The following is a 22831-nucleotide window of genomic DNA, read 5'->3' on the forward strand; positions in this document are numbered from 1 at the left end:
AGATTATGAATAATATTTATAGGTTTTTAATAGTTTTTAGTGTTTGCTTAGTTTTATTTGCCGATTTATATGCGCAGTCAGCTGCGCATATAACAGCTGATATTGCCGGGCTTCAGAACGGAAAAATTATATTTTCATATGAACTGAATGATATTTTATACAAAGATTCGGTCCAGGCAGAAAGGGGTGTGTTTACCAGGAACGTGCCACTGCCGGAACCGGTTCTGTGCACACTTTCTAACTCCCTTAACAAACAAATACGGATTTTGCTTTTAGATAAAGGCTCCCTAAAGATTAGCGGTGATATCGACAGGTTTTATGAACTTAAGGTGTCAGGTGCGCTGGAAAATGATCTCTTAATGCAATACAGGACGTCATTATATGCATTGCCGGGTATAAGGCCAAAAGCTACTGGCAACGAAGAAAATGATAAAAAAGACCGGGCTGTTTTTGCAGCAAAACAGCAACTCTTAAAAGACAGTGTGCTGTCTGGTTTTGTGAAAACTTATCCTGATCATGTTGCTGCTGCAATTGCGGTGTACGATATGTATGTCACTTACCCCGATAGAAGCAAGGCTGCAGAGCGTTTCAAACTATTGTCCCCAAATGTTCAAAAAAGCATTTATGGAGAAAGTATCAGAGCCTTCATTGATGCAAAGGTAAAGACGGATGTGGGTGCTACTGCGGCAAACTTTTCTCTGGCAGACAAAAATGGCAAGCTCTTTTCCTTAATTGATTTCAAAGGTAAATATGTGCTGATTGATTTTTGGGCAAGCTGGTGTATGCCCTGCCGTAAGGAAAACCCCAATCTGATCAGGGCTTATCAGATTTATAAGGATAAAGGATTTACAATTGCCGGCCTGTCGATGGACATTGCGGCAGAAAACTGGCTGACTGCGGTTGATCAGGATAAACTTCCCTGGTTGCAGCTGAACGATCCCAGGGGAACCACCGGAAAAGTTGCCAATGTTTATGGCGTAAAAAGCCTGCCTGCAAACTTTTTGGTGGGTCCGGATGGTAAGATCGTAGCAAAGAATCTTCGAGGAGATGCATTGGAGAAGAAATTAAAAGAGCTTATTCATTAGGTATAAGAACAGTTAATAGTTGAAAACGCAGATGGTGGATGCCTCTGCGTTTTTTTATGCACTATTGTTTTCCTGATCCAAACAGGGTTTTTCTCAGCAGCATTATCCCATTGGTCAGTTTGTGCTTTTTGGTAACTACAGGGATGCTTAGAACCGCCAGCAGAGCGATTGAGGAAGCTGTACCTACTGCGCCTCCATAACCGTTAAAGAACCTGCTGGTATTGATATAGATCAGGCAGAAGACAAGCCCTGCAGTACCAATCAAAAGATAACTGGATACGATGCGGGAAGAGACCATTCCAATGAAAGATCCGCCAATGAATACCACAGGTATATTTTTTACCAGGTAACTGCCCATGGAATGCGGAAAGAAATAAAAAAATAATCCAACGGCAAGCGAAAGAAGTGCAGATGAACGCACCGGCCCCTGCTTCAGATCTTCATTGACATAAAAGGTGAGCATTGAACTAACGAAACTCACAGCAAATAAAACAATAGTGTTATACATATGAGGAGATCAGGAAGAACAAAAACGATGTTATCACTACGCCTGCGAATGCCAGGGTACCCAGCTTGCCGCCAACACCCGCAAACAGGTTCTTGGAAATCATTAGAAGGCCAGCCGTGAAAAGACTGGCCGTAGAGATAAACAGGAAGTTTGGTGCTACACCGGCGCTTGACATTCCGATAAATGCACCGCAATATATCGAGGCAGGTAGCTGCTTCAGGTAGTACGACTGTTTCCTGAGATTTGGAAAAAAGGAAGCCACACTCCCGACAATGGCCGCCGACAACACAGGGCCAAGATTCAGAAAATGGTTCAGGTAAAAAGTTGTAAATGCCCCTGCAGGTATCCAGAGAGCCACCAGAATATGCTCGTAAGCATGATCTTCATGGTGGATCTCTCCTCTGAGATAGGTAAGCAAAACCAATATGGAAAGAACCGTCATCATCGCCACAATACCCAGTGAATGTGTATTCTCTTTGAGAATTTCCGATATAAAAATCACCTGGATAATTAACAGGAAGAGAATAAAGATGGTTCTTATCTTTTTGTGCCTATTCATAGGTGACAGCTTATTTCTTTGCCACGCGGTAAAGTCTGCCACTGTCTGTCACCGCATATAAAGCTCCATCCTTACCAACCGCAAGGGCACGGAAGCGTTCGCCTTCACTTTTCAGTAAACGTTCTTCGCCAACCACTTTATTGTTTTTAATAACAAGCCTCACGATATGCATACTGCTCAGACCGCCTACAAAAAGATTGCCTTTCCACTCAGGAATGACGTTACTGTTGTAAAACACAATTCCTGAAGGCGACACTACAGGGTCCCAGTAATAAACAGGCTGCTGCACGCCTTCCTTTTGCTGTATGCCGGCGCCAACTTTTTCGCCGCTGTATTCCAGTCCATAAGTTACCACAGGCCATCCGTAATTCTTTCCGGAACGGATAATATTGATTTCATCTCCTCCGCGGGGGCCAAATTCTGATTCCCATAATTCACCTGTTGCCGGGTTGACTGCCAAACCTTCGGGGCTTCTTAAACCTAAAGCATAGATTTCAGGTCTTGCATTTGGAGTGCCGGCGAAAGGGCCGCCCGGAACTGGTTTTCCGTTTTTAGTAATATGTATAACTTTTCCTATTGCCGCATCCAGGGCCTGCGCCTTCATCCGGATATCGGTTCCTGAACGTTCACCTGTAGTAACGAAGAGATTGCCGCTTTTATCAAATACGATGCGTGATCCAAACTGAAGACTTCCCTTGTAGGCAGGTGTAGCCCGGTAGATCACCTGAATGTTTTCTACTTTACTTTCATCTGCAGCTAATTTTCCTTTGGCAATAGCCAGTAAGGTACCTCCTGCAGTTTGTTCAGAATAGTCCCAGTAAATCATCCTGTTTGTGGCAAACTGCGGATCGATAGCTACGTCCAGCAGACCGCCTTGTCCGTCGGGCACTACAGCAGGTAAGCCGGTGATATTTTTAATGGTTTTCCCGGCAGCATTCACAATTACCATTGTGCCCATTTTTTGGGTGATCAGGAAACGACCGTCAGGCAGGGGGCTGATGGCCCAGGGATGCTCTAAGGTTTTACTAAGAATAGAAACGCTGTATGGCGTTTTGGTTTTTACACCTGCAATCCTGGTTTGTCCGGCGAAAGCAGGCTTGTATTTTGTATTGGCAGCCTGAGTTTCTACGGCTGGCAGGGATTGGGCTTTTACCGCCTGCACATAGCCGCTGCCTGCAAATATCAGGGCCAGGGATGTAGCATAAAGTACCGGAACTTTTGTACGGATTGATTTAATCATGATCATTCATTTTTATGTAGATGTACATAAATCTACAGTTTTTTCATTAATTATAACCCGGCTGCAATGCTTATGACGTTTGTATGCCAGTTCGGGGTTTTCGGAAAATAAACCCGGGCGGAAATGCCTCTGCTTTTATTATCATACATCAATGTCCGCTCACCCGCAGATGCGTAATTTTGATGGTATAAAAATATAGAAATTATGGAATTAGGTATAGGCATGTTTGGCGATTTATCTTTTGATCCTGCAACAGGGAAACCAAGAGAAGCGAAACTTAAGCTGCAGGAAATTCTGGAGCAGATTAAACTGGCTGATGAAGTTGGGCTCGATGTATTTGGGCTTGGCGAACACCACAGGCCTGACTATGCAGTATCCAGTCCTGAAATCGTTCTCGCAGCAGCCGCGAGCATTACCAAAAATATAAAGTTAGCCAGTACCGTTACTGTGCTGAGTTCGGCAGAACCGGTAAAAGTATACCAGGATTTTTCTACGATTGACCTCATCTCTAACGGACGTGCTGAAATCGCCGTAGGCCGCGGAAGTTTTATTGAATCCTTTCCGCTGTTTGGTTATAACCTCAAAGATTATAACCAGCTGTTTGAAGAAAAACTGGATCTGTTACTAAATATCAACAACAATGAAGTGGTGAACTGGAAAGGTAGCCTCCGTGCCCCACTGATCAACCAGACTGTTTTGCCAAGAGCAACCAATAATGGTAAACTGCCAGTCTGGATTGCTGTAGGCGGAACCCCGGAATCTGTTTTGCGTGCTGCAAAATTGGGCTTGCCGTTAATTATTGCCATCATCGGCGGAAGACCGGAGCAGTTTCAGCCTTTGGTGGAGTATTATAAAGGTGAATATGTAAGGCATGGCCATGATGTGAACCAGATGCAGATCGGTATTCACTCCCATAGTTTTGTAAGTAATAACAGGACGATTATTGATGATTATTATTCTAATTATGCTTCGCAGATGGACCGCATTGGTTCTTCACGTGGCTGGCCTCCATACAGCAAAATGCAGTATAACGGAGGGCGTTCAAAAGATGGCGCCCTGTTTATCGGGAATGCCTCTGAGGTGGCTGATAAGATCCTTTATATGCATGAGTTGTTTGGCATCACCCGCTTTATAGGACATATGGATGTGGGAGATCCTTCACACGCCAATATGATGAAGTCTATTGAAATCTTCGGAAAAGAAATTGCTCCTCAGGTGAGGAAAGCGCTGGCTACGACAACAGCGGTTACCGCATAACCCCGGTCTCAAGAGATTAGGTTATTTTACAAAAACGCCCCTTTTTCCGTTCGGGAGGAAGGGGATTTTACATAAAAAGCATATCTTCGTTCACATCTATTTATATGCTTAATTATCGCTTAAAAATAAGTCTGCTGTCTTTGCTGTGCTCTTTTATCAGCTTTGCATCTGTCGCACAGAAAGTAAAAGAACCACAGCATATATCTCCGGAGTGGTCAAAACCTTATCCAGCATTCCGGATTGCAGGTAACCTGTATTATGTCGGGACTTATGATCTGGCCTGTTATCTGGTGGCTACTCCCGAAGGTCACATTCTTATCAATACAGGGCTTGCTGCTTCAGACAAGATGATCAGGGCAAGTATAGAATCTTTGGGCTTCAAATTTGATGATGTGAAAATCCTGCTGACCACACAGGCGCATTATGACCATATGGGAGCAATGGCAGTCATTAAAAAAATGACCGGCGCGCGTATGATGGTTGATGAAAAAGACGCCGGTGTAATGGAAGACGGAGGGAGCTCCGATTATGCTTTAGGCGGATCCGGCATGACTTACAAACCAGTGAAAGCTGATCGTTTATTACATGATGGAGATACGGTAAAGCTGGCTGGGACAAGCCTGGTGTTGCTGGAGCATCCGGGACATACCAAAGGTTCATGCAGTTTTCTTTTCGACGTTGAAGATGAACACAGGTCTTACCGGGTGCTGATTGCGAACATGCCCAGCATTGTAACCGACAAAAAATTCTCCGAAGTAACAGCTTATCCCGACATCGCAAAAGATTATGCTTATACGCTCAGTGCGATGAAAAACCTTTCATTTGATATCTGGCTTTCTTCTCATGCCAGCCAGTTTGGCCTGCACACGAAACATAAGCCCGGTGATGCTTACAATCCTGCCGTTTTTATGGAAAGAGCTGGTTATGATGCAGCTCTCAAAGACCTGCAGGGCCAATACGATAAAAAGATCGCCCGGAACTAAGGGTGTCTCGCTTTTGGCGTGTCTTAATAGTACTTTGCAAAAAAACAGTTTATAACCCCCTCATTCATGCTACAAAAGAGTTACCTGTCTTTCATTTTCCTCCTCTGCCTGTTTTCCCAGGCTATTGCACAACAAAAATTTACCGTCAGCGGAACCATCAGGGATGCTGCAACAGGGGAAACCCTGATCGGGGCTACTGTTAAAATACAGAACGCCACACAATCTTTCGGTACTTCCTGTAATGCCTACGGATTTTATTCGCTCTCAGGCAATAGCGGGGATTATGATATGACTGTAAGTTATACTGGTTACCAATCATTTACCAAAAAAATTACACTGACTGCTGCTTTGAAACTCAATATCGAACTTGGTACTGGTAAGGGCGACCTGAATGAGGTAGTTATTACTTCCAAAGGGCGCAAAAACGAGAATGTGCGCAGTCCGCAAATGGGCCTTGACAAACTGGATATGAAGTCACTGGACAACCTGCCAGTGCTGTTCGGCGAGAAAGATGTGCTCAAAACGATCCAGCTGCTGCCGGGCGTAAAATCCGGTGGTGAAGGCAATACAGGATTCTTTGTGAGGGGAGGAGCAGCCGATCAGAACCTTATCCTGCTGGATGAGGCTACAGTATATAATTCCTCACATTTGCTCGGTTTTTTCTCTACATTTAATGGTGATGCCATCAAAGATGTAAGTCTGTACAAGGGAGGGATGCCAGCTCAGTATGGCGGTCGCCTGTCATCGGTACTGGATGTGAAAATGCAGGATGGTAACAATAAGGAGTTTGCCGCTGAAGGTGGTATAGGACTGATTGCTTCCCGTATCAAAATAGAAGGCCCGATCGTAAAAGACAAAGGATCATTTATGCTGAGTGCCAGAAGAACTTATATCGACCTTTTATTAAAGGCTTCGCCTGATTCTTCGCTGAACGGCAATACCCTGAACTTTTATGATATCAATGCCAAATTAAACTATAAGTTTGATGATAAGAATACCCTTTTTGTATCCGGTTATTTTGGTCAGGATAACATCGGGATCAAGGATCTGTTTGCGAACGACTGGGGGAATACCACGGCAACAGTACGATTAAACCATGTATTTAACGACAAATTGTTTTCGAACACCTCACTGATCTATAACAAATATCATTATGCAGTAGAGTTGCTGGATGCGGATAACAATGCCCGTGTGACCTCGATGATCAGGGATTACAACGTGAAGGAAGACCTGCAGTATTACAGCAATAAACATGTGATCAGGTTTGGTGTACAGGGTATACATCACCGCATAGCACCATCAGATATTACAACTACAGGCAATTCCAGTTTCAATCCTCTGGCGGTAGAAAACAGGTATGGAGTAGAACTTGCAGGTTATGTTTCAGATGAGTGGGCACTGACGGACAAATTTAATATCCTGTATGGCGTACGCCTCAGTGCTTTCTCTTTACTGGGGCCGGGTACGTTTAATACTTATGACAGTGAGGGTGTGATCTCCTCTGCATCTACCAGCGGGAAGGGAGACATTGTGAAAACCTATATTTACCCAGAACCCCGTTTCTCTGCAAGTTACAGCCTGACAGACGAAACGTCTATCAAGGCATCCTATAACCGTAATACGCAGAACATTCATATTCTTACGAATGCAAATACCGGATCGCCCACAGATCAGTATGTAATGAGCAGCAACAATATCAAACCGGAACTTGCCGATCAGGTGGCTATGGGATATTTCAGGAACAGTAAGGACAACTCTTTCCAGTTCTCGGGCGAGGTGTATTACAAATGGCTTCAGAACCAGATCGACTATAAAGACGGGGCTGAACTCATTGCCAATGCCACCGTAGAATCAGAACTGCTGTATGGTACAGGGCGTGCCTATGGACTTGAGCTGTATGCGAAAAAGACAAAGGGAAAACTGACCGGCTGGATCAGCTACACCTTATCAAAAACTGAGCGCAAGATTGAAGGAATCAATGACGGGAACTATTACAATGCAAAACAGGACAGGACGCACGACCTTGCTTTGGTAGGGATCTACAACTTTAACCCGCGCTGGACTTTCTCTGCCAACTACGTTTACAGTACCGGTAATGCGGTAACCTATCCGGCAGGAAAATACAATGTTGGAGGACTGACCACCTACTACTATACAGAACGGAATGCAAACCGGATGCCCTACACCGCAAGATTAGACCTGAGTGCTACTTTAAAAGCTAAGGAAACTAAAAAATACCAGTCGAGCTGGAGCTTTGGTGTCTACAACGCGCTCAACCGTAAAAATCCATACTCTGTTCAGTTCAGAGATGTGAAAAATGATCCTACCAGAACAGAAGCGGTACAGACAAGCCTGTTTGGCATTATACCTTCTGTTACTTATAATTTTAAATTTTAATACCATGCTGAAATCTAATATTTTATCAAAATATATCATTTATTCCCTCCTTTCAATGGTCATACTTATCAGCTTTACATCCTGCGAAAAGGTAATTGACGTTAAGCTGAATACTTCTGCCAGTCAGATAGTTATCGAAGGAGCAATCACTGATCAGCTCGGTGTGCAAACGATCAGTATCAGTGAGTCTGTACCCTATACCAATACCAATCAATATCCTGCTGTAACTGGTGCCCAGGTAGTAGTAACTGATGATGCAAACCATTCCTGGACTTTTACCGAGACTAAACCTGGAACCTATACTTTCTCCTCTTTGAAGGCTGAAACTGGTCATAAATATACCCTGAACGTACTGGCTAAAAACAACACCTATACAGCTTCTTCAACGATGCCTTCACTGGTAAAAATTGATTCATTGAGTACCAAGGTCATTACTTTTGGTGGGGATGACCTGAAAATTGTGGAAGCACATTTTAAAGACCCTGCCGACCAGGTAAACCAGTACCGCTTTGTATTGAAAGTGAACGGGGTACAAATTAAAGCTGTATTTGCGGATAATGACCGCCTCACTAATGGCAATGAGGTAATAGAAACGCTGTTTTATGATGATGATACCAATGAAGAACTAAAAGCGGGGGATGTTGCTGAAGTGGAGATGCAATGTATAGATAAAGATGTGTTTACCTATTGGTATACGCTGAGCCAGCAAACCCAGAATGGACCGGGCGGCGGTGTTACACCCGGGAATCCGCCATCAAATATCAGTAACAATGCGCTTGGGTATTTCAGTGTGAATACTACGGAGAAGAAAACACTGACTGTTAAGTAATAACGCCCTTTCCGGGTCTAAAAAAACCAATTTCCGGCACTCTTATGAGCCGGAAATTGGTTTTTTTAATTCCTGAAAAACCCGGACCGGCAGCCTTACCGGTTTACAGATCGTATTCCTTTTCGATTACTGACATGATCAGGTCTTTTACAGTAATACCTTTTTGTGCTCCCAATATCTTTAATGCTTTTAAAGCGCTTTTTTTGAGGCGTAACGGATAGGTGACAATTTCTTCATCCACTGCAGGAGCGGGTTTTGTTTCCTTTTTTGCCGTCTCCTTCAAGGGAGAATTGAACAGGGCAGATACTCCTCCTAAATTCTTGTTGTTGTCCTCAATATCACCTAAGTTTTTCTTTGCCATAATTCTATATTTTAACTAAAATTTCATCTACAAGATTTGAATAATCTACTGCGCCATTGGATGCCGGTGCATATTGGAAAACGTCTGTTCCTTTCAGCTGTGCTTCTACAAGTGCTACATTGATTCTGATGGAAGTATCAAACAGTTTATCATCAAAATACTTTTTGATACTGCCTGTGATCTGCTCGGTAATTACCCTTCTCGGGTTGATTTTGGTAATGAAGACACCACCAATGGTCAGGTCTTCATTGTAGTGTGTTCTCACATCAGAAATAATCGATACCAGGCGGTCTATTCCTCTGTAGGCAAAATATTCAGCTTCCAGGGGGATCATAACTGTATCAGCTGCTACCAGTGCATTCACAGTCAGCATTCCTAAAGCAGGGGCACAGTCAATGAGCACATAATCATATTGTCCTGCCAGTGGTTTTAACAGTCTCTTCAGTATGGTCTCTCTTCCCAGTCTCGAAACCAGTTCGATTTCTGCACCCAGGAGGTCCAGTGATGAAGGAATAATATCCAGATATTCGGAAATAGTTTCTACCGGAAGGGGAGTGTCATTTTTTATGCTGTCATAGATGGATGTCTCTACGTCTCTGAGCCCCAGTCCCTCAGTTAAGTTGGATTGCGGGTCGATATCAACCAGCAACGTTTTTTTGTTTAATCGTGCTAATCCGGCGCCAATATTTAGTGCGGAAGTTGTTTTTCCTGTGCCGCCTTTATGGTTTATAACAGCTATAATCTTCATATCAATATATCTTTATACAAGGGCGCAATGATACAAAGATATTTTAATATCATGGTCTGTTTTGTAAACGAAATGTGCTCTAGATTACTATAGAGGTCATTATTAGGGTACTATAATCTACTTTTTTTTATTTTTTTCTTCAATCCATAACGACATATATTTGGAGCTGTTTACAGTATGATACAGCAATATTTGTCCGATGAAATTCTGCCTGCGGTGTGCCTGTAAATTGACAGTTAAAGAGCAGATTACATCCAGGAAGGCGGTTGCAAATTTTGATTTTTCGTACCGCTCATTGATGATCCTGATTCCATTTTGCTGCGCTGCTGACCAGCGGTTTTTATCATTGTATAAGCTGACAGCCTGATCGATAAAGGCTTCCTGATCATCCGCTATTGCACCATTCCATTCCAGGTTTCCCCGCATCGCTTCTGCACCTGCAGATGTGGTTACAGCAGGTGTGCCCCCTTGCATTGCATCTATAAATTTGCCTTTTACCCCGGCACCAAACTGGATTGGCGCCAGTAGTACTTTATGTGCTGCAATTGTCTGTCTGGCATCAGCAGCACGGCCATGCACACGGAAATTTTCTTTGACATTGTTTAACTGCATCACCTTTTGTGAAGGGTAAGCTCCATAGATATGCAGAATTGATGTGGGCAGTCGCTTTCTTAATTCCGGCCAGATCTTGGTTTTTAGCACTTGCAGGGTATTCCAGTTGGGCTCATGTAGAAAATTGCCGATGAATACAAAACCTTCGCGCTCCTCAAAGGCTTTCCATTTGCCAACAATCTCTTCTGTTAGTTTTTCTTCTAAAAAGGGGAGATAGCAGAGTAAAGATCTATCTATATGAAACTGTTCCCGGAGGATATCCATCTCAACTTCAGAGATGATCAGTGAAAGGTCACAGCGTAAAACCGAGGCGACCTCGCGTTTAGCGGTATCACTGAACAGATTGAGTGGCTGGCCTGTCTTCAGCACCTCCTGCCGGGCATGCCTTAAAAAATGAAGGTCTTCTGTGTCCAGAATCCTCATGGCATGGGGGCATTCCTGCTGTACCCGCCATCCGTATTGCTCTTCCATCACAAATCGGTCAAAGAGGACTGTATCAGGAGACAGTTCCTTCAGAAAAGTATTAAAACTCTTATCATTTAATACGATCTCTTTTTCCTTTACGCCGATTTGCTGCAGGGGATAGCTGAACTCCCCTTTAATAGCTGCAGAAGCGAAAAACACTTCATATGAACCGGCAATGAACAACTCTGCCAGCTGGATTATTCTTGTGCCGGCGGCAGATGAGCCGGGCTCGGGCCATACCAGTCCAATGATGAGGAGTCTCTTGTTGTTCATTCGTCTAAATTATTACTAATTTTGTGAAGGAAGAATTATTCAGATACTCATGCTTGGATTAAAACTATTGACAGACCCCCGCTGGGCAAATATTGCAGAATCTAACCTGGAGGAGATCCTCACGGATCATGCCTGGTGTGAGCAGAAGGCGGCAACGAATGCGATTACGTTGATCACGCAGAATTCTGAGCATATGGACCTGGTTGAAGAATTAACCGCTATCGCGATCGAAGAGATGCAGCATTTTCAAATGGTTGTAGAGATCATCAAAAAACGCGGATATACGCTAGGGCGCGAACGTAAGGATGATTATGTGGGGCGTCTTGTTAAGTTCAACCGCCGTGATGGCAGCAGGAACTCTGCTTTTGTTGACCGCCTGTTGTTTGCGGCCATGATAGAGGCAAGAAGCTGTGAGCGCTTCCGCGTTTTATCGCAGAACATCAAAGATACAGAGCTTGCACAGTTTTACCATGAACTTATGGTATCCGAGGCGGGCCATTACACTACCTTTTTGAACTTTGCCCGGAAATATACCATTGATATCGATGTGGATAAAAGATGGAAGGAATGGCTTGATTTTGAAGGAGAGCTGATCCAGAGTTTTGGTAACAGGGAGGCCATACACGGATAAGTGAAGCCAGGTTTAGCAATTATTTTTTGTCCCAAAGCCTGGAGGTGATCACCTGGCTGATTACCTTTTCCCTGTAATTCCGGCTGATGGGTATTTTACTGTTGCGGATACAGATCTCGTTTCCTTCGATACTATCTATTTTACTGACCGCAACAATGAAAGATTTGTGAACCCTTATAAAGGACTGTTCTGCAAGGTTTTCTTCCAGGCTTTTTAAGGAGAGGATGGTTAGGTATTTCCCTTTTGCGGTATAGATATTTACATAGTTCTGCATCCCTTCTACGTATAAAATATCTTCCAGGGGGATTTTTTCATATTTACTGCCGCATTTGATAAAAAAATAGTCTTCTTTTCCTGTCATTGCAGGATCTGCGGCTCCGGGCCTGCTCAGGAGCTGGTGGTAATCTTTCGCTTTTCTGGCTGCCTTAAAAAAGCGTTCAAAAGTGATGGGTTTGAGCAGGTAATCCAGTACATCCAGCTGGAAGCCTTCCAGTGCATAACTTGGGAAGGCTGTTGTGATGATCACCATTGGTATATTTTGTGCTATTTTCAGGAAGTCGAGGCCGTTCATTTTAGGCATCTGGATATCCAGGAAAATCAGGTCAATGGGACTATGATCGAGTAAATCCAGCAACTGAAGCGGATTTTCGCATGTAGCTGTCAGCTTCAGAAAATCTACTTCCCTCACATAATTGGAGATTCCTTCCCGGGCCAGTGGTTCATCATCAACAATTACACAGCTAATTTTGTCGTTCATATGGCGGTCATTTGTGTTTCCTGTGAATATTGCAGCACTGAAAGGGTAAGCTGCACTGTGACGATAAACTGCTGGTTTTCGTTTTGAATATCCAGATGATATGCTCCCGGATAGATCAGATCCAGCCTTCGTTTTACGTTGTTTAAACCGATCCCTCCGTAATGCGTTATTTGGTTTCCTGTCTGTTCCGTAGTGCTGTTCGCAACGACAAGGGTTAATTGCTGCTGATCCTGGGTTAGTTCTATAGTGATCCGGTTTGGCCGGTCGGTATGGGATGATACATGCTTGAATGCATTTTCAACAAAGGTCATCAGGATAAAGGGAGCAATGCCCATCTGATCAGCGTAAAAGGTTTCCAGACTGATAGCTGTTTCTACAATTGTATCATGCCGCAGTTTCTCCAGTTCAATAAAGTTTTCCAGGTAGCTGATCTCCTTGTGCAGCGGGATCTGCTGATCGTTGCACTCATAAAGCTGGTGGCGCAGCAGTTCAGAAAATTTAGCCAGGGAAGCCGATGCCATATCCGGGTTTTTATGGATCAGGAAGAAAATAGAGTTGATGCTGTTGAACAGAAAATGCGGATTGAACTGGTGTTTCAGGAATTTCAGTTCTGTCTCCAGTTTCTCTTTTTCCAGCAGTTGCTTTCTGCTTTCGGTTTGCAGCCAGTTTTTTGTCAGTTTGATGCTCATTGCGAGGGTTATACTCGCTATGGTAGAGGGAATGGCTTCGCCAAGGCAATTGTAAAAGCTGCCGTAGGTCTGGCTAAAGGTTTGATCAAAAAATGAAGCACTCAAATAATAACCCGGAGTGATCATCAGAGAAGTTCCTGCTATCGTTAGGATAAGAAAGGTAATGTACAGGGCAAACCTGCTCTTTTCCAGGTAACGCGGAATGAGAAAGTATAAATTGAAGTACACGGCTATAGCCTGGAAAACGACATAGAAGCTGAACTTAATGATAGATGCTGAAAAAAGCAGAACACCGGCAGCTTTAAGCGGGCCGCCTATGGCAATTGACCACCATGTGAAATGGTAGATGCACCAAAAGGGGATATGGTACAATTTGTTTCTGATCAGCCAGTTCCGGTTCAATGCAGTGTACATACTTAAAGGTACGGCTAATTGTATAAGTTTTTTATGACATGTTTATCAACTGACATAAATAACTGACGAAATGCTTGTGCCGGAGGATAACGGGTAAATGCAGTCCTTTTCTGGCGCTCAGACCGGCGCTAATTCCAACTTGTTGTAATTGGTCATTTGAACTGTTCCTGTGGTCAATCTGATTTCTGCTGGTAATGCTTATTGTATTCTTTTGGTACAAAGCCGCTGCTATGAAAACCTTCGTTACTTTCTTAATCTTTTTATATTGTTCATTTCAGGATGTTTACGGGCAGGCATCAGGAACAAATACCGGGAACGACAGTCTGCCTGCCGCACGGCAGTTAGGCGAAGTGGTAGTTCGCGGTAATAAGCCCCTGTTTCAGCAGCGGGCAGGGGGGATCGTGGTGAATGTTCAGGGCAGCCTGCTTACAAAAGGAAGCTCAGTGCTTCAGGTGCTGGAGCGTTTGCCGGGAGTAGTAATAGATCCACGCAACAACACCATCGCATTAAATGGAAAAACAGGTGTGATGGTAATGCTGGATGGTAAGCTGATCAGGCTTTCCATTGCGCAGGTGGTAGCTTTGCTCAATGATATGAATGCGGATAACATTGATAAAATAGAACTGCTTTCTACTCCTCCGGCAAATTACGATGCGGATGGGAATGCGGGACTGATCAATATTGTCACCAGGAAAAACAAACAACTGGGTACCAGCGGCTCATTGAGTTTAAATGGTGGATATGGCAGGGGAGAAAAGGCTGGGCTAAGCCTGAGTGTAAACCATAACAGCCGCAAAATTAACCTGTATGGTTCTTATGCCTATACCCACGATAAAACCTTTGGGGAAATGCTGGCCCAGGGAACAGAAAATGTACTTGCTGTTGGCGGACAAACAACATTCCGATATCTTGGAACGGGTAAACCAATAGCAAACTATCATAATGCAGTTGCGGGATTTGAAGCTACGCTTTCTCCAGCAGTTACTTTGATGGGTAGTGTCAATTATACAAACAGCCGTAACAACCGTTATAACTATAATCGTGGATCATACAGGATGAAGCCGGATTCGGTGTTGTTATTCAATTCAGTGATCAATGGAAGGAGCAGTGGTGAGAATACAACCAGCAGTCTTAGTATCGAGAAGGCAATCAATGCCGGCGAAAAGATCGGATTGGGCTTTGACTATATTACTTATAATAGTAACAGCAGTACTGCTGTACAAAGTTCTTTTATAGATAACTATGGCAATCCGGCAGGTACAACAGATAGTTTGTATGCGCCAGTTCAGGAGAATTTTGCAACAACAAATATCAGTGTAAAAGTGGCTAAGCTGGATTATTCCAAAGTGCTTGGCCGGAAATGGAAACTGGAAACAGGTGCAAAAGGCACATATACCAGTAACAAGGGCATATCCGGAATTGAAAATCTCAAGGATGGCCAATGGATAAATCCTTTGCCTTCTTCCGGTACACTGATGATCCGGGAAACCATAACTGCCGTTTATATCTCATTGGCTTTTCAGCCGGATACCCTGACCAGTCTGGTTATTGGCGCCCGGTATGAACATTCAAATAACCGCGCGGAAAATGATGTCGGCCATACAAGGGTATTTAACCGCAGTCTTTCCAAACTGTTCCCCAATATTGTATTGAGCAGAAAAGTGAATGCTGTTTCTGAATTGCAACTTTCCTTTACACGGCGGATCAGCAGACCTTCATATAATGATCTCGCCTCTTATATTACCTATAACGATCCTGTATCTGTTTTTACCGGTAACCCGGCTTTAAAACCTACTCTAACCAGCACTTTGAAATTTGGTTACAATTTCCGCAGTTACTCCTTTTCTATTCTTGCCAGCATTGATGATGATCCGATTGTGCAGGGGCAGGTTGTCGCCGGCCCGGTAAAACAGTTGGTTTATATTGCCCCGCAGAATATGTCCTGGCAAAAAAATCTGATGCTGCAGGCTAATCTGCCTTTTAGAATTACCGACTGGTGGAAAATGAACTATAGTTTTACCGGAGGCTGGAGAAAGTTCAGGCTGGATTATACTTTGATACCTGTTAAAAAGGCATACTATAACTATACGCTGAATTATAATCAGTCCTTTCTCCTTCCCAGGCTTTTTTCGCTCGAACTTTCCGGTTTTTATAACTCAGTGTCTTATTACGGCGCGCAGGAAATCCGGGGAATGGGTTCTTTGAATATAGGGATGAAAAAAGAATTCAGTAAAAACAAGGGGAGTGTTCAGTTGTCTGTAACCGATGTTTTTAGCTCCCTCACCTACAGAAGTTATATCGGAACCCTGACCCGGGATGCTTTTGATACCAATGCTTCTCTGAAATATAGCAGTGAAACGAGCAGGTTCCCCATTTTCAGGCTTTCTTATTCCAGAGCATTCGGTTCTAATGGTGTGAGTAGCCAAAGGCGATCAGAAAGCGGGGCAAAGGAAGAGCGTCAGAGGATAGGAAACTGAGATATTCCAGAGAAGAGTTGTTTGTGATGATGTGAATCTATAGATCAATTCTTTAGCTGGTGTCAGAAGTTACATATCAAGGTATTTTGTCTAAAGTTTTTTCATGGTTTTCCCTTGAAATCTTAATTTGTAGGAGGATACATTATCTATCTGTTAACTAGTTAATCCAAAATAAATTATGAATTACACTCTTTTTTAGAATATTATTTTTTTTACTGCTGATAAAACAGGTAAAAGTGCTGATAAGTCCAAGCAAACGTTTAATTGTCTGTTTTTATTATTGATTTTTAGTTTTTTATATTAATAATTTCAAAAAAAAGATGTTAAAGTTCAAATAAATGATTGGAATGTAAAATTACTGATATATATTTCAGCACTATTAATTATTAACTCACCTTAAATCATTCACGAATGAAGAAAATTTTACTAATTTTTCTTGCTGTATGCGCGTTTGCACTAAATAGTGTTTATGCACAAAACAAAAAAATCGGGGGTAGGGTAACCTCTTCTGATGATGGCCTGCCACTTCCTGGCGTTTCAATTAAAGTTTCCGGTGAAAAAAACGGCGTTCAGACGGACGCTGACGGATCTTATACATTAAATGTTCCTGCTGGAAGTAACACAGTTGTGTTCTCATTTATTGGGTACTTACCACAAACACTTACCATTGGCAATGCGAATACTTATAACATCAAATTGGTTTCTGATCAGAAAACCTTGAATGATGTTGTTGTAATTGGATATGGTAGTACTTCTAAAAGAACTTCTACGGGAGCAACGTCAGGTCTTAAGGCTGCGGACATCAAAGACCGTCCGGTCACTGGTTTGGATCAGGCTTTACAAGGTCTTGTAGCGGGGGTTCAGGTGACTTCTGCATCAGGTACTCCTGGTGGTGCCGTAACCGTAAGGGTACGTGGCGTATCTACAATCAATGCTGGTTCACAACCCTTATATGTTGTTGACGGAACGCCAATTCAAACTGGTAGCAATTCACAAATTGGATTCGGTAACGGTCAAACGAATGCATTAAATGATATCAATCCAAACGATATCGAATCGATTGACGTATTGAAAGATGCTGCTGCTGCTGCAATTTACGGTTCGCGGGCTTCAAATGGTGTTGTAATTGTAACTACTAAAAGAGGGAAATCAGGAAAAACCAATATCGATCTGGATTATAATACTGGTTTTCAAAAAGCAACTACAACAATTGATGCATTAACTGGTCCACAGTATGTTCAACTGTATCAGGATGCTGCTGCAAATCGTTATGCAACTCAAATAGCGGCCGCTAATACGACAGTTCGCCAGTATATTGCAACTACCCTGGGAAGACCTCTTTTGGCTAATGACCCAGCTTCTTATCCGACCACTAACTGGCAGGATCAGGTGTTCCGTAATGCCCCGATCAGCAATTACAATCTGTCGATCAATGGTGGAAACGAGAAAACACGATTTAATATTACTTCAGGATTTCTTGATCAGGATGGTATATTAAAAGGTTCTAGCTACAACCGTTTCAATATGCGTTTGAACCTGGACCATACGATCAATGATAAATTTAAGGTTGGTACAAGCACTAGCTTTAACCGCAGTGTTTCAAGCCGTATCAACAATGACAATAACATTTACGGTGTATTAAGTTCAGCTATTCTTTTAAGCCCAGCGATAAGTGCTTATAATGCGGATGGTACTTACGGACGTGACGTTTATAGTTCAGTTGAAAACCCAATTGCTGCTTACAAAGAGCCTTTGAACCTAACAACTACCGGACGTTTGTTATCTAATATGTATGGTGAGTATAAATTGTTACCATCATTAACATTTAAAACAAACTTTGCTGCTGATTACCAAATCTATCATGAGCGCAGATTTGTACCTTCAACGCTAAACGCAGGTGCTGCGCCGACTAACGGGTCAGCTATTGAAGCTACTTATTCAGATCTTAATCTGTTAAATGAGAATACCTTAACGTTTAACAAAACTATAGGTGATCACTCATTTAATGTTTTGGCTGGTCAGTCATGGCAAAAAGACAGTTACGAAACCTTATTTGCTTCGGGAACAAACTTCCCTGGTAATGATATCAAAAGATTATCTGCAGCTGCTGTAAAAACTGACGCTTCTTCGTCAGGTTCAAGCTCAACATTAGTGAGTTTCTTCGGAAGAGCAAATTACGATTTCAAAAAACGTTATATCTTCTCGGCTACGTTACGTAGTGATGCATCATCAAGATTTGCTGACGGACACCGCTATGGATATTTCCCTGCTGTGTCTGGTGCATGGATCATCAGTGATGAATCGTTTATGAAGAACCTCAACTGGTTATCTACTTTAAAATTGCGTAGCAGCTGGGGTAAGACTGGTAATAATTTTATCGGTGATTTCGTTTCAAGAACGCTTATCGGTTCAGGAACAAACTATAATCAGGTTGCTGGTTTAGCTCCATCTATCTTAGGTGATGCAAATTTAACCTGGGAAAAAACTACATCCACTGACATTGCTTTGGACTTCGGTTTCCTGAATGACAGAATTACTTTAAGTGCAGATGTCTATTACAGAAAAACCAATGATCTATTGTCTGCTTTACCATTAGCAGGTTCTACTGGTTTTACAACATATACTACAAATGTTGGTTCAATGGAGAACAAAGGCTTAGAGTTGGATTTACAAACTGTCAATATCAAAGGAAGAGATTTCAAATGGACAACCAATTTCAATATCTCATTCAACAAAAACAAAATGTTATCATTAGCTAACAACAACACTCCGGTTGCTGCAGGCTTTGGTAGCTGGTTGCAGGTGGGAGAATCCATAGGTTCATTCCGCGGATATCAGGTAGATGGTATTTTTCAAAATCAGGCAGAAATTGATGCGTTAAATGCTGCTGCTAAAACTAGAACAGGAAGCAGTACCGCACTATATCAGGTAGCTTTAACATCTCCTGGTGATATCAGGTTTGCAGATTTAAATGGAGACGGAGTAATTACTTCAGCTGACCAAAAGATCTTAGGATCAGCACAACCTACATTCACAGGTGGTTTTAATAACAATTTCCAATACAAAAGCATTGATTTGTCAATGTTATGGCAGTTTAGCTACGGTAATAAAGTGTTGAACTATACACGTTCATTTGCAGAAGGTATGAATACTATTTATGGCCAGTTTGCAACAACACTAGATCGCTGGACACCTACCAATACTGATACTGACATGCCAAGAGCGGTTATAGGCGACCCTAACTCGAATACCCGTGTTTCTGACAGGTTTATCGAGAACGGATCATACGCCCGTTTGAAAAATCTGAGCCTTGGATACAGCTTGCCGGCTGAACTGGCTGCAAAGCTTCACCTAAGAAAACTAAGGATCTTTGCAGCAGCTCAAAACCTTGTCACAATTACAGATTACAAAGGTTTTGATCCGGAAGTAAGTACTTTCAACAGTACTCCGTCATCTGCAGGTACCGATTTCTTAACAGCTCCCCAGGCTAAGACATTCACATTTGGTGTAAACGTTGGATTCTAATTTTAAAATACATGAAAAAACTAATATATATAATCTTGCCGGCATTACTGTTAAGTACTTCCTGCAAAAAAACGCTTGATCAGCAGCCTCAGGCTTCATTGGATGCCACTACCGCATATACTACCAGACAAGGTGTAGAAGCAGGCATATCTGGTGTGTACGATGGTATTCAGCAAACAGGCTACATGACAGTCAACTTTCTGATTTTCCCTGATCTGTATGCTGACAATTTAACCTGGACAGGTACATTTCCTACATGGTCGCAAGTATTTAATAAAACTATCTTAGCAGATAACACAGATATCAACACTATCTGGAATAATATCTATAATACGATCAACAGAGCAAATAATATTATTGCAGCAGCGCCAGCGATATCGGATCCTGCGTTTCTGAAAGACCGTGCAATAGGTGAGTGCGAGGCAATCAGAGCAATGGCTTATTTCGACCTGATCAGAATGTTTGGGGGTGGTCCAACAGGGTATAACCAGCCAGGTGGTGTTGGAGTTCCATTGAGATTAGAGCCAACAATCACTACTACTACCGCGAATGCCAGAGTTGCAAGATCATCAGAAGCAGAAGTTTTTACTCAAATTCTGAAAGATTTAGAAGATGCCATCACAAGATTACCGGCTACCAACTCTGTCGGTAGGGTAAACAAAAACGTAGCAATCGCTTTAAAGTCAAGGGTACAATTGTACAGAGCTGCCTGGGCAGACGCTGAAACATTGGCTACTACTATTATCAGCAGCACAGCACCTGCTTACACATTAGTATCCGGCGCTTCATATGGTACGATTTATACTGGAAAAAACACCACTGAATCAATTTGGGAACTTCAGTACAATGCGACTGATGCAAATAACATTGCATTCTACTATTATCCAACTTCAGCGGGGGGTAGAAATGAAATATCTTCATCAACCAATCTGCGTGATGCATTTGAAACTGGTGACTTAAGAAAAAATGTTAACTTCAGCACTGCTCCGGCGTCTAAACAACTGAAATACTCACAAGTTAACCCGGGTATTGACGACGTGATGATGTTCCGTTTGTCAGAGATTTACCTGACACGTGCGGAATCAAGAGCTATGCAGAATAATTTCACAGGCGCACTTGCTGATTTAAACGTTATCCGTTTGCGTGCAGGATTAGCTGCTTCCGTAGCTGCTAATCAGGCTGATTTATTAACGGCTATCAGAAAAGAACGCAGGTTAGAACTTGCTCACGAAGGTCAGCGTTTCTTTGACTTACGTCGCTACAATCAAACTGGTATTACACAAACTTTCCGTAACCTATTTCCTATACCACAATCTGAAGTACTTAACTCAGGTGGTACCGTTGTACAAAATAGTGGTTATTAACGCATAACGAATAACAGTAGAATAGAGGCTTCCCTGACAGGAGGCCTTTATTGTTCTTACCCTTTTGATTAACGCGGAAATTTCAGTATTTTCCAAAATCTAATTAATTTTATGAAAAGATCTCTTACACTACTTGTCTTGGCCTTTTTAAGCCTGTCCTCCGCTACCGCTTTTTCACAGGCGGCTTATTTTATGGTTTATGATGCAAAAGGCCAGGTTACGGCCAGAAATGAATATGTTGACGTTACTGGATCCCCATATTTAAGTCCTGATTGGGTCACTGGCAGCTTTACATTAGCTAACGGAAAATCCTATAGCGATATGAAAATCAAATACGATTTAGTAAAGGATATGATGTATGTCAAAGGGGGTGATGATGATTTGATCAGACTTCTGGAACCAGTCAAAGAATTCAAGCTTAATGTACCAGTGTCCGGTGGTATGGATGTAAGATTTTATAAAAGCGGATACAGCAATATACCTAATACTACCAATTCTTATTTTTTTGAAGTGCTTGCTGATGGAAAAACACAGTTATTAAAAAAGGCTACAAAGATTGTTCAGGTAAACAAAGAATACAATTCTGCCACTGCAACAAAGTCATTTGAAGACATCACTAAATATTATATTTATGCTGATGGCAAAGGTACTTTAGTAAAAAAAGATAAGAAATCAATCCTCGCTGCGCTAGGTAGCAAACAAACTGAACTTGAGGCTTATATCAAAGAAAATAAGCTTAATGTAAAATCCGATGTTGGCTTTGCTAAATTAATCGAATATTATAATACGCTGTAAAAATTACAACAACTTTCTAATCCCAGCAAGGCGTCACATGAAAATCCTCTCCAAAAAAAATCTTACAGTGGCGGGAACCTGCATTATGGCTTTCACGCTTGGCTCCTTTGTCACCGTAGAACTTCAAACAGCGCCTCTTACTGCCGACATTGTAAAGCAGGCGCAAAAGATTATAGGCCTGCAGTTTTCTGATGCACAGGCAGATTCTATGCTCAATAACCTGAACGGATACAGGAGTTCCTATGAAAAACTGCGCAAGCTCAATGTCCCAAATAGTGTGGTGCCTGCATTGACCTTTAATCCCGTACCGGTAGGTTTTGTTAATCCTGATCAGCAGAATGGATTTAAGCCATCCAAAGCAGTTAAAGTAAGCCTGCCTGCTAATCGTGATGAACTTGCTTTTTATACAGTTACACAACTTGCTGAACTGATCCGTACCAAGCAGATCAGTGCTGTAGAGCTTACGAAATTCTTCATTGCAAGACTGAAAAAATACAATGGAAAGTTGCTTAACGTAATCACTTTTACAGAAGAGCATGCCTTAAGAAAAGCTGCTGAGGCTGATGCTGAAATTAAAGCCGGCCAGTATAAAGGCATACTTCATGGTATCCCTTTTGGTGCAAAAGACCTGCTTGCAAAAAAAGAGTATAAAACTACATTTGGTGCTCCCCCATACAAAGACCAGCAATTCACAATTGATGCAGCGGTGATTACCAAACTGGAAGCAGCAGGAGCAATCCTGGTGGCAAAAACCTCTTTGGGCGAGCTGGCCATGGGCGACGTGTGGTTTGGGGGTAAAACTAAAAACCCATGGGAGACAACCCGCGGATCCAGTGGCTCATCTGCAGGGTCTGCATCAGCT

At 42.5% G+C, this 22831-nt stretch carries 19 protein-coding genes; 11 read left to right on the forward strand and 8 right to left on the reverse strand.

Annotation, left to right across the window (positions count from 1 at the left end; translation table 11 throughout):
* Positions 1-5 precede the first annotated feature (5 nt).
* Positions 6-1085, forward strand: a complete 1080-nt coding sequence (locus ABWY16_RS20425) for a redoxin domain-containing protein (protein WP_353906518.1) — start codon at positions 6-8, stop codon at positions 1083-1085.
* Between the two features lie 61 nt (positions 1086-1146).
* On the opposite strand, the gene ABWY16_RS20430 is transcribed toward ABWY16_RS20425, so the two are convergent.
* The 3 genes from ABWY16_RS20430 to ABWY16_RS20440 are packed head-to-tail and all read right to left on the reverse strand — an operon-like array spanning position 1147 to position 3392.
* A complete protein-coding gene (locus ABWY16_RS20430; protein ID WP_353906519.1) occupies positions 1147-1593 on the reverse strand; it encodes a hypothetical protein in 447 nt (148 codons plus the stop codon).
* A complete protein-coding gene (locus ABWY16_RS20435) occupies positions 1586-2152 on the reverse strand; it encodes a hypothetical protein (RefSeq protein ID WP_353906520.1) in 567 nt (188 codons plus the stop codon). Before ABWY16_RS20435 ends, ABWY16_RS20430 begins: the two co-directional genes overlap by 8 nt.
* A gap of 10 nt (positions 2153-2162) precedes the next feature.
* Positions 2163-3392, reverse strand: coding sequence for a PQQ-dependent sugar dehydrogenase (locus ABWY16_RS20440; RefSeq protein ID WP_353906521.1), 1230 nt, complete (start codon positions 3390-3392; stop codon positions 2163-2165).
* A gap of 204 nt (positions 3393-3596) precedes the next feature.
* On the opposite strand from ABWY16_RS20440, the gene ABWY16_RS20445 reads away from it, so the two are divergent.
* From ABWY16_RS20445 to ABWY16_RS20460, 4 genes are all read left to right on the forward strand, one after another.
* Positions 3597-4649 (forward strand): Atu2307/SP_0267 family LLM class monooxygenase, encoded by a 1053-nt coding sequence (locus ABWY16_RS20445; protein WP_353906522.1) that lies wholly within the window; start codon positions 3597-3599, stop codon positions 4647-4649.
* Positions 4650-4729: 80 nt separating this feature from the next.
* Positions 4730-5632 carry a subclass B3 metallo-beta-lactamase gene (gene bla, locus ABWY16_RS20450; protein WP_502931004.1) on the forward strand — a complete coding sequence of 301 codons (903 nt, stop codon included), beginning with the start codon at positions 4730-4732 and terminating at the stop codon, positions 5630-5632.
* A gap of 66 nt (positions 5633-5698) precedes the next feature.
* The gene (locus ABWY16_RS20455) at positions 5699-8029 is read left to right on the forward strand and encodes a TonB-dependent receptor (RefSeq protein ID WP_353906524.1); all 2331 of its coding nucleotides are present in this window, start codon (positions 5699-5701) and stop codon (positions 8027-8029) included.
* Positions 8030-8084: 55 nt separating this feature from the next.
* Positions 8085-8858 carry a DUF4249 domain-containing protein gene (locus ABWY16_RS20460; protein ID WP_353906525.1) on the forward strand — a complete coding sequence of 258 codons (774 nt, stop codon included), beginning with the start codon at positions 8085-8087 and terminating at the stop codon, positions 8856-8858.
* A gap of 103 nt (positions 8859-8961) precedes the next feature.
* On the opposite strand, the gene ABWY16_RS20465 is transcribed toward ABWY16_RS20460, so the two are convergent.
* From ABWY16_RS20465 to ABWY16_RS20475, 3 genes are all read right to left on the reverse strand, one after another.
* A complete protein-coding gene (locus ABWY16_RS20465) occupies positions 8962-9219 on the reverse strand; it encodes a hypothetical protein (RefSeq protein ID WP_353906526.1) in 258 nt (85 codons plus the stop codon).
* A 4-nt stretch (positions 9220-9223) separates the two neighbouring features.
* Positions 9224-9967 carry a ParA family protein gene (locus ABWY16_RS20470; RefSeq protein ID WP_353906527.1) on the reverse strand — a complete coding sequence of 248 codons (744 nt, stop codon included), beginning with the start codon at positions 9965-9967 and terminating at the stop codon, positions 9224-9226.
* Positions 9968-10084: 117 nt separating this feature from the next.
* Positions 10085-11317, reverse strand: a complete 1233-nt coding sequence (locus tag ABWY16_RS20475) for a glycosyltransferase (protein WP_353906528.1) — start codon at positions 11315-11317, stop codon at positions 10085-10087.
* A 49-nt stretch (positions 11318-11366) separates the two neighbouring features.
* Between ABWY16_RS20475 and ABWY16_RS20480 the strand changes: the two genes are divergently transcribed.
* Entirely contained in the window at positions 11367-11948 is a 582-nt protein-coding gene (locus ABWY16_RS20480; RefSeq protein WP_353906529.1) for a MiaE family protein, read from the forward strand.
* A gap of 19 nt (positions 11949-11967) precedes the next feature.
* Here ABWY16_RS20480 and ABWY16_RS20485 read toward each other — a convergent pair whose 3' ends face one another.
* Together ABWY16_RS20485 and ABWY16_RS20490 are read right to left on the reverse strand one after the other, a co-directional pair.
* Entirely contained in the window at positions 11968-12705 is a 738-nt protein-coding gene (locus tag ABWY16_RS20485; RefSeq protein WP_353906530.1) for a LytR/AlgR family response regulator transcription factor, read from the reverse strand.
* Positions 12702-13808, reverse strand: a complete 1107-nt coding sequence (locus ABWY16_RS20490) for a sensor histidine kinase (protein WP_353906531.1) — start codon at positions 13806-13808, stop codon at positions 12702-12704. The genes ABWY16_RS20485 and ABWY16_RS20490 overlap by 4 nt, the downstream gene beginning before the upstream one ends.
* Positions 13809-14038: 230 nt before the next feature.
* On the opposite strand from ABWY16_RS20490, the gene ABWY16_RS20495 reads away from it, so the two are divergent.
* From ABWY16_RS20495 to ABWY16_RS20515, 5 genes are all read left to right on the forward strand, one after another.
* Positions 14039-16285: a TonB-dependent receptor domain-containing protein gene (locus ABWY16_RS20495; RefSeq protein WP_353906532.1), complete on the forward strand. Its 2247-nt coding sequence runs from the start codon at positions 14039-14041 to the stop codon at positions 16283-16285.
* 411 nt (positions 16286-16696) lie between these two features.
* Entirely contained in the window at positions 16697-19810 is a 3114-nt protein-coding gene (locus ABWY16_RS20500; RefSeq protein ID WP_353906533.1) for a SusC/RagA family TonB-linked outer membrane protein, read from the forward strand.
* An 11-nt stretch (positions 19811-19821) separates the two neighbouring features.
* Positions 19822-21174 carry a RagB/SusD family nutrient uptake outer membrane protein gene (locus ABWY16_RS20505; RefSeq protein ID WP_353906534.1) on the forward strand — a complete coding sequence of 451 codons (1353 nt, stop codon included), beginning with the start codon at positions 19822-19824 and terminating at the stop codon, positions 21172-21174.
* Between the two features lie 111 nt (positions 21175-21285).
* Positions 21286-21969, forward strand: a complete 684-nt coding sequence (locus ABWY16_RS20510; protein ID WP_353906535.1) for a hypothetical protein — start codon at positions 21286-21288, stop codon at positions 21967-21969.
* A gap of 37 nt (positions 21970-22006) precedes the next feature.
* The coding region (locus ABWY16_RS20515; RefSeq protein ID WP_353906536.1) for an amidase family protein at positions 22007-22831 on the forward strand (825 nt) is incomplete at its 3' end.

It is taken from the genome of Pedobacter sp. (genome assembly GCF_040513095.1).
Lineage (GTDB): Bacteria > Bacteroidota > Bacteroidia > Sphingobacteriales > Sphingobacteriaceae > Pedobacter.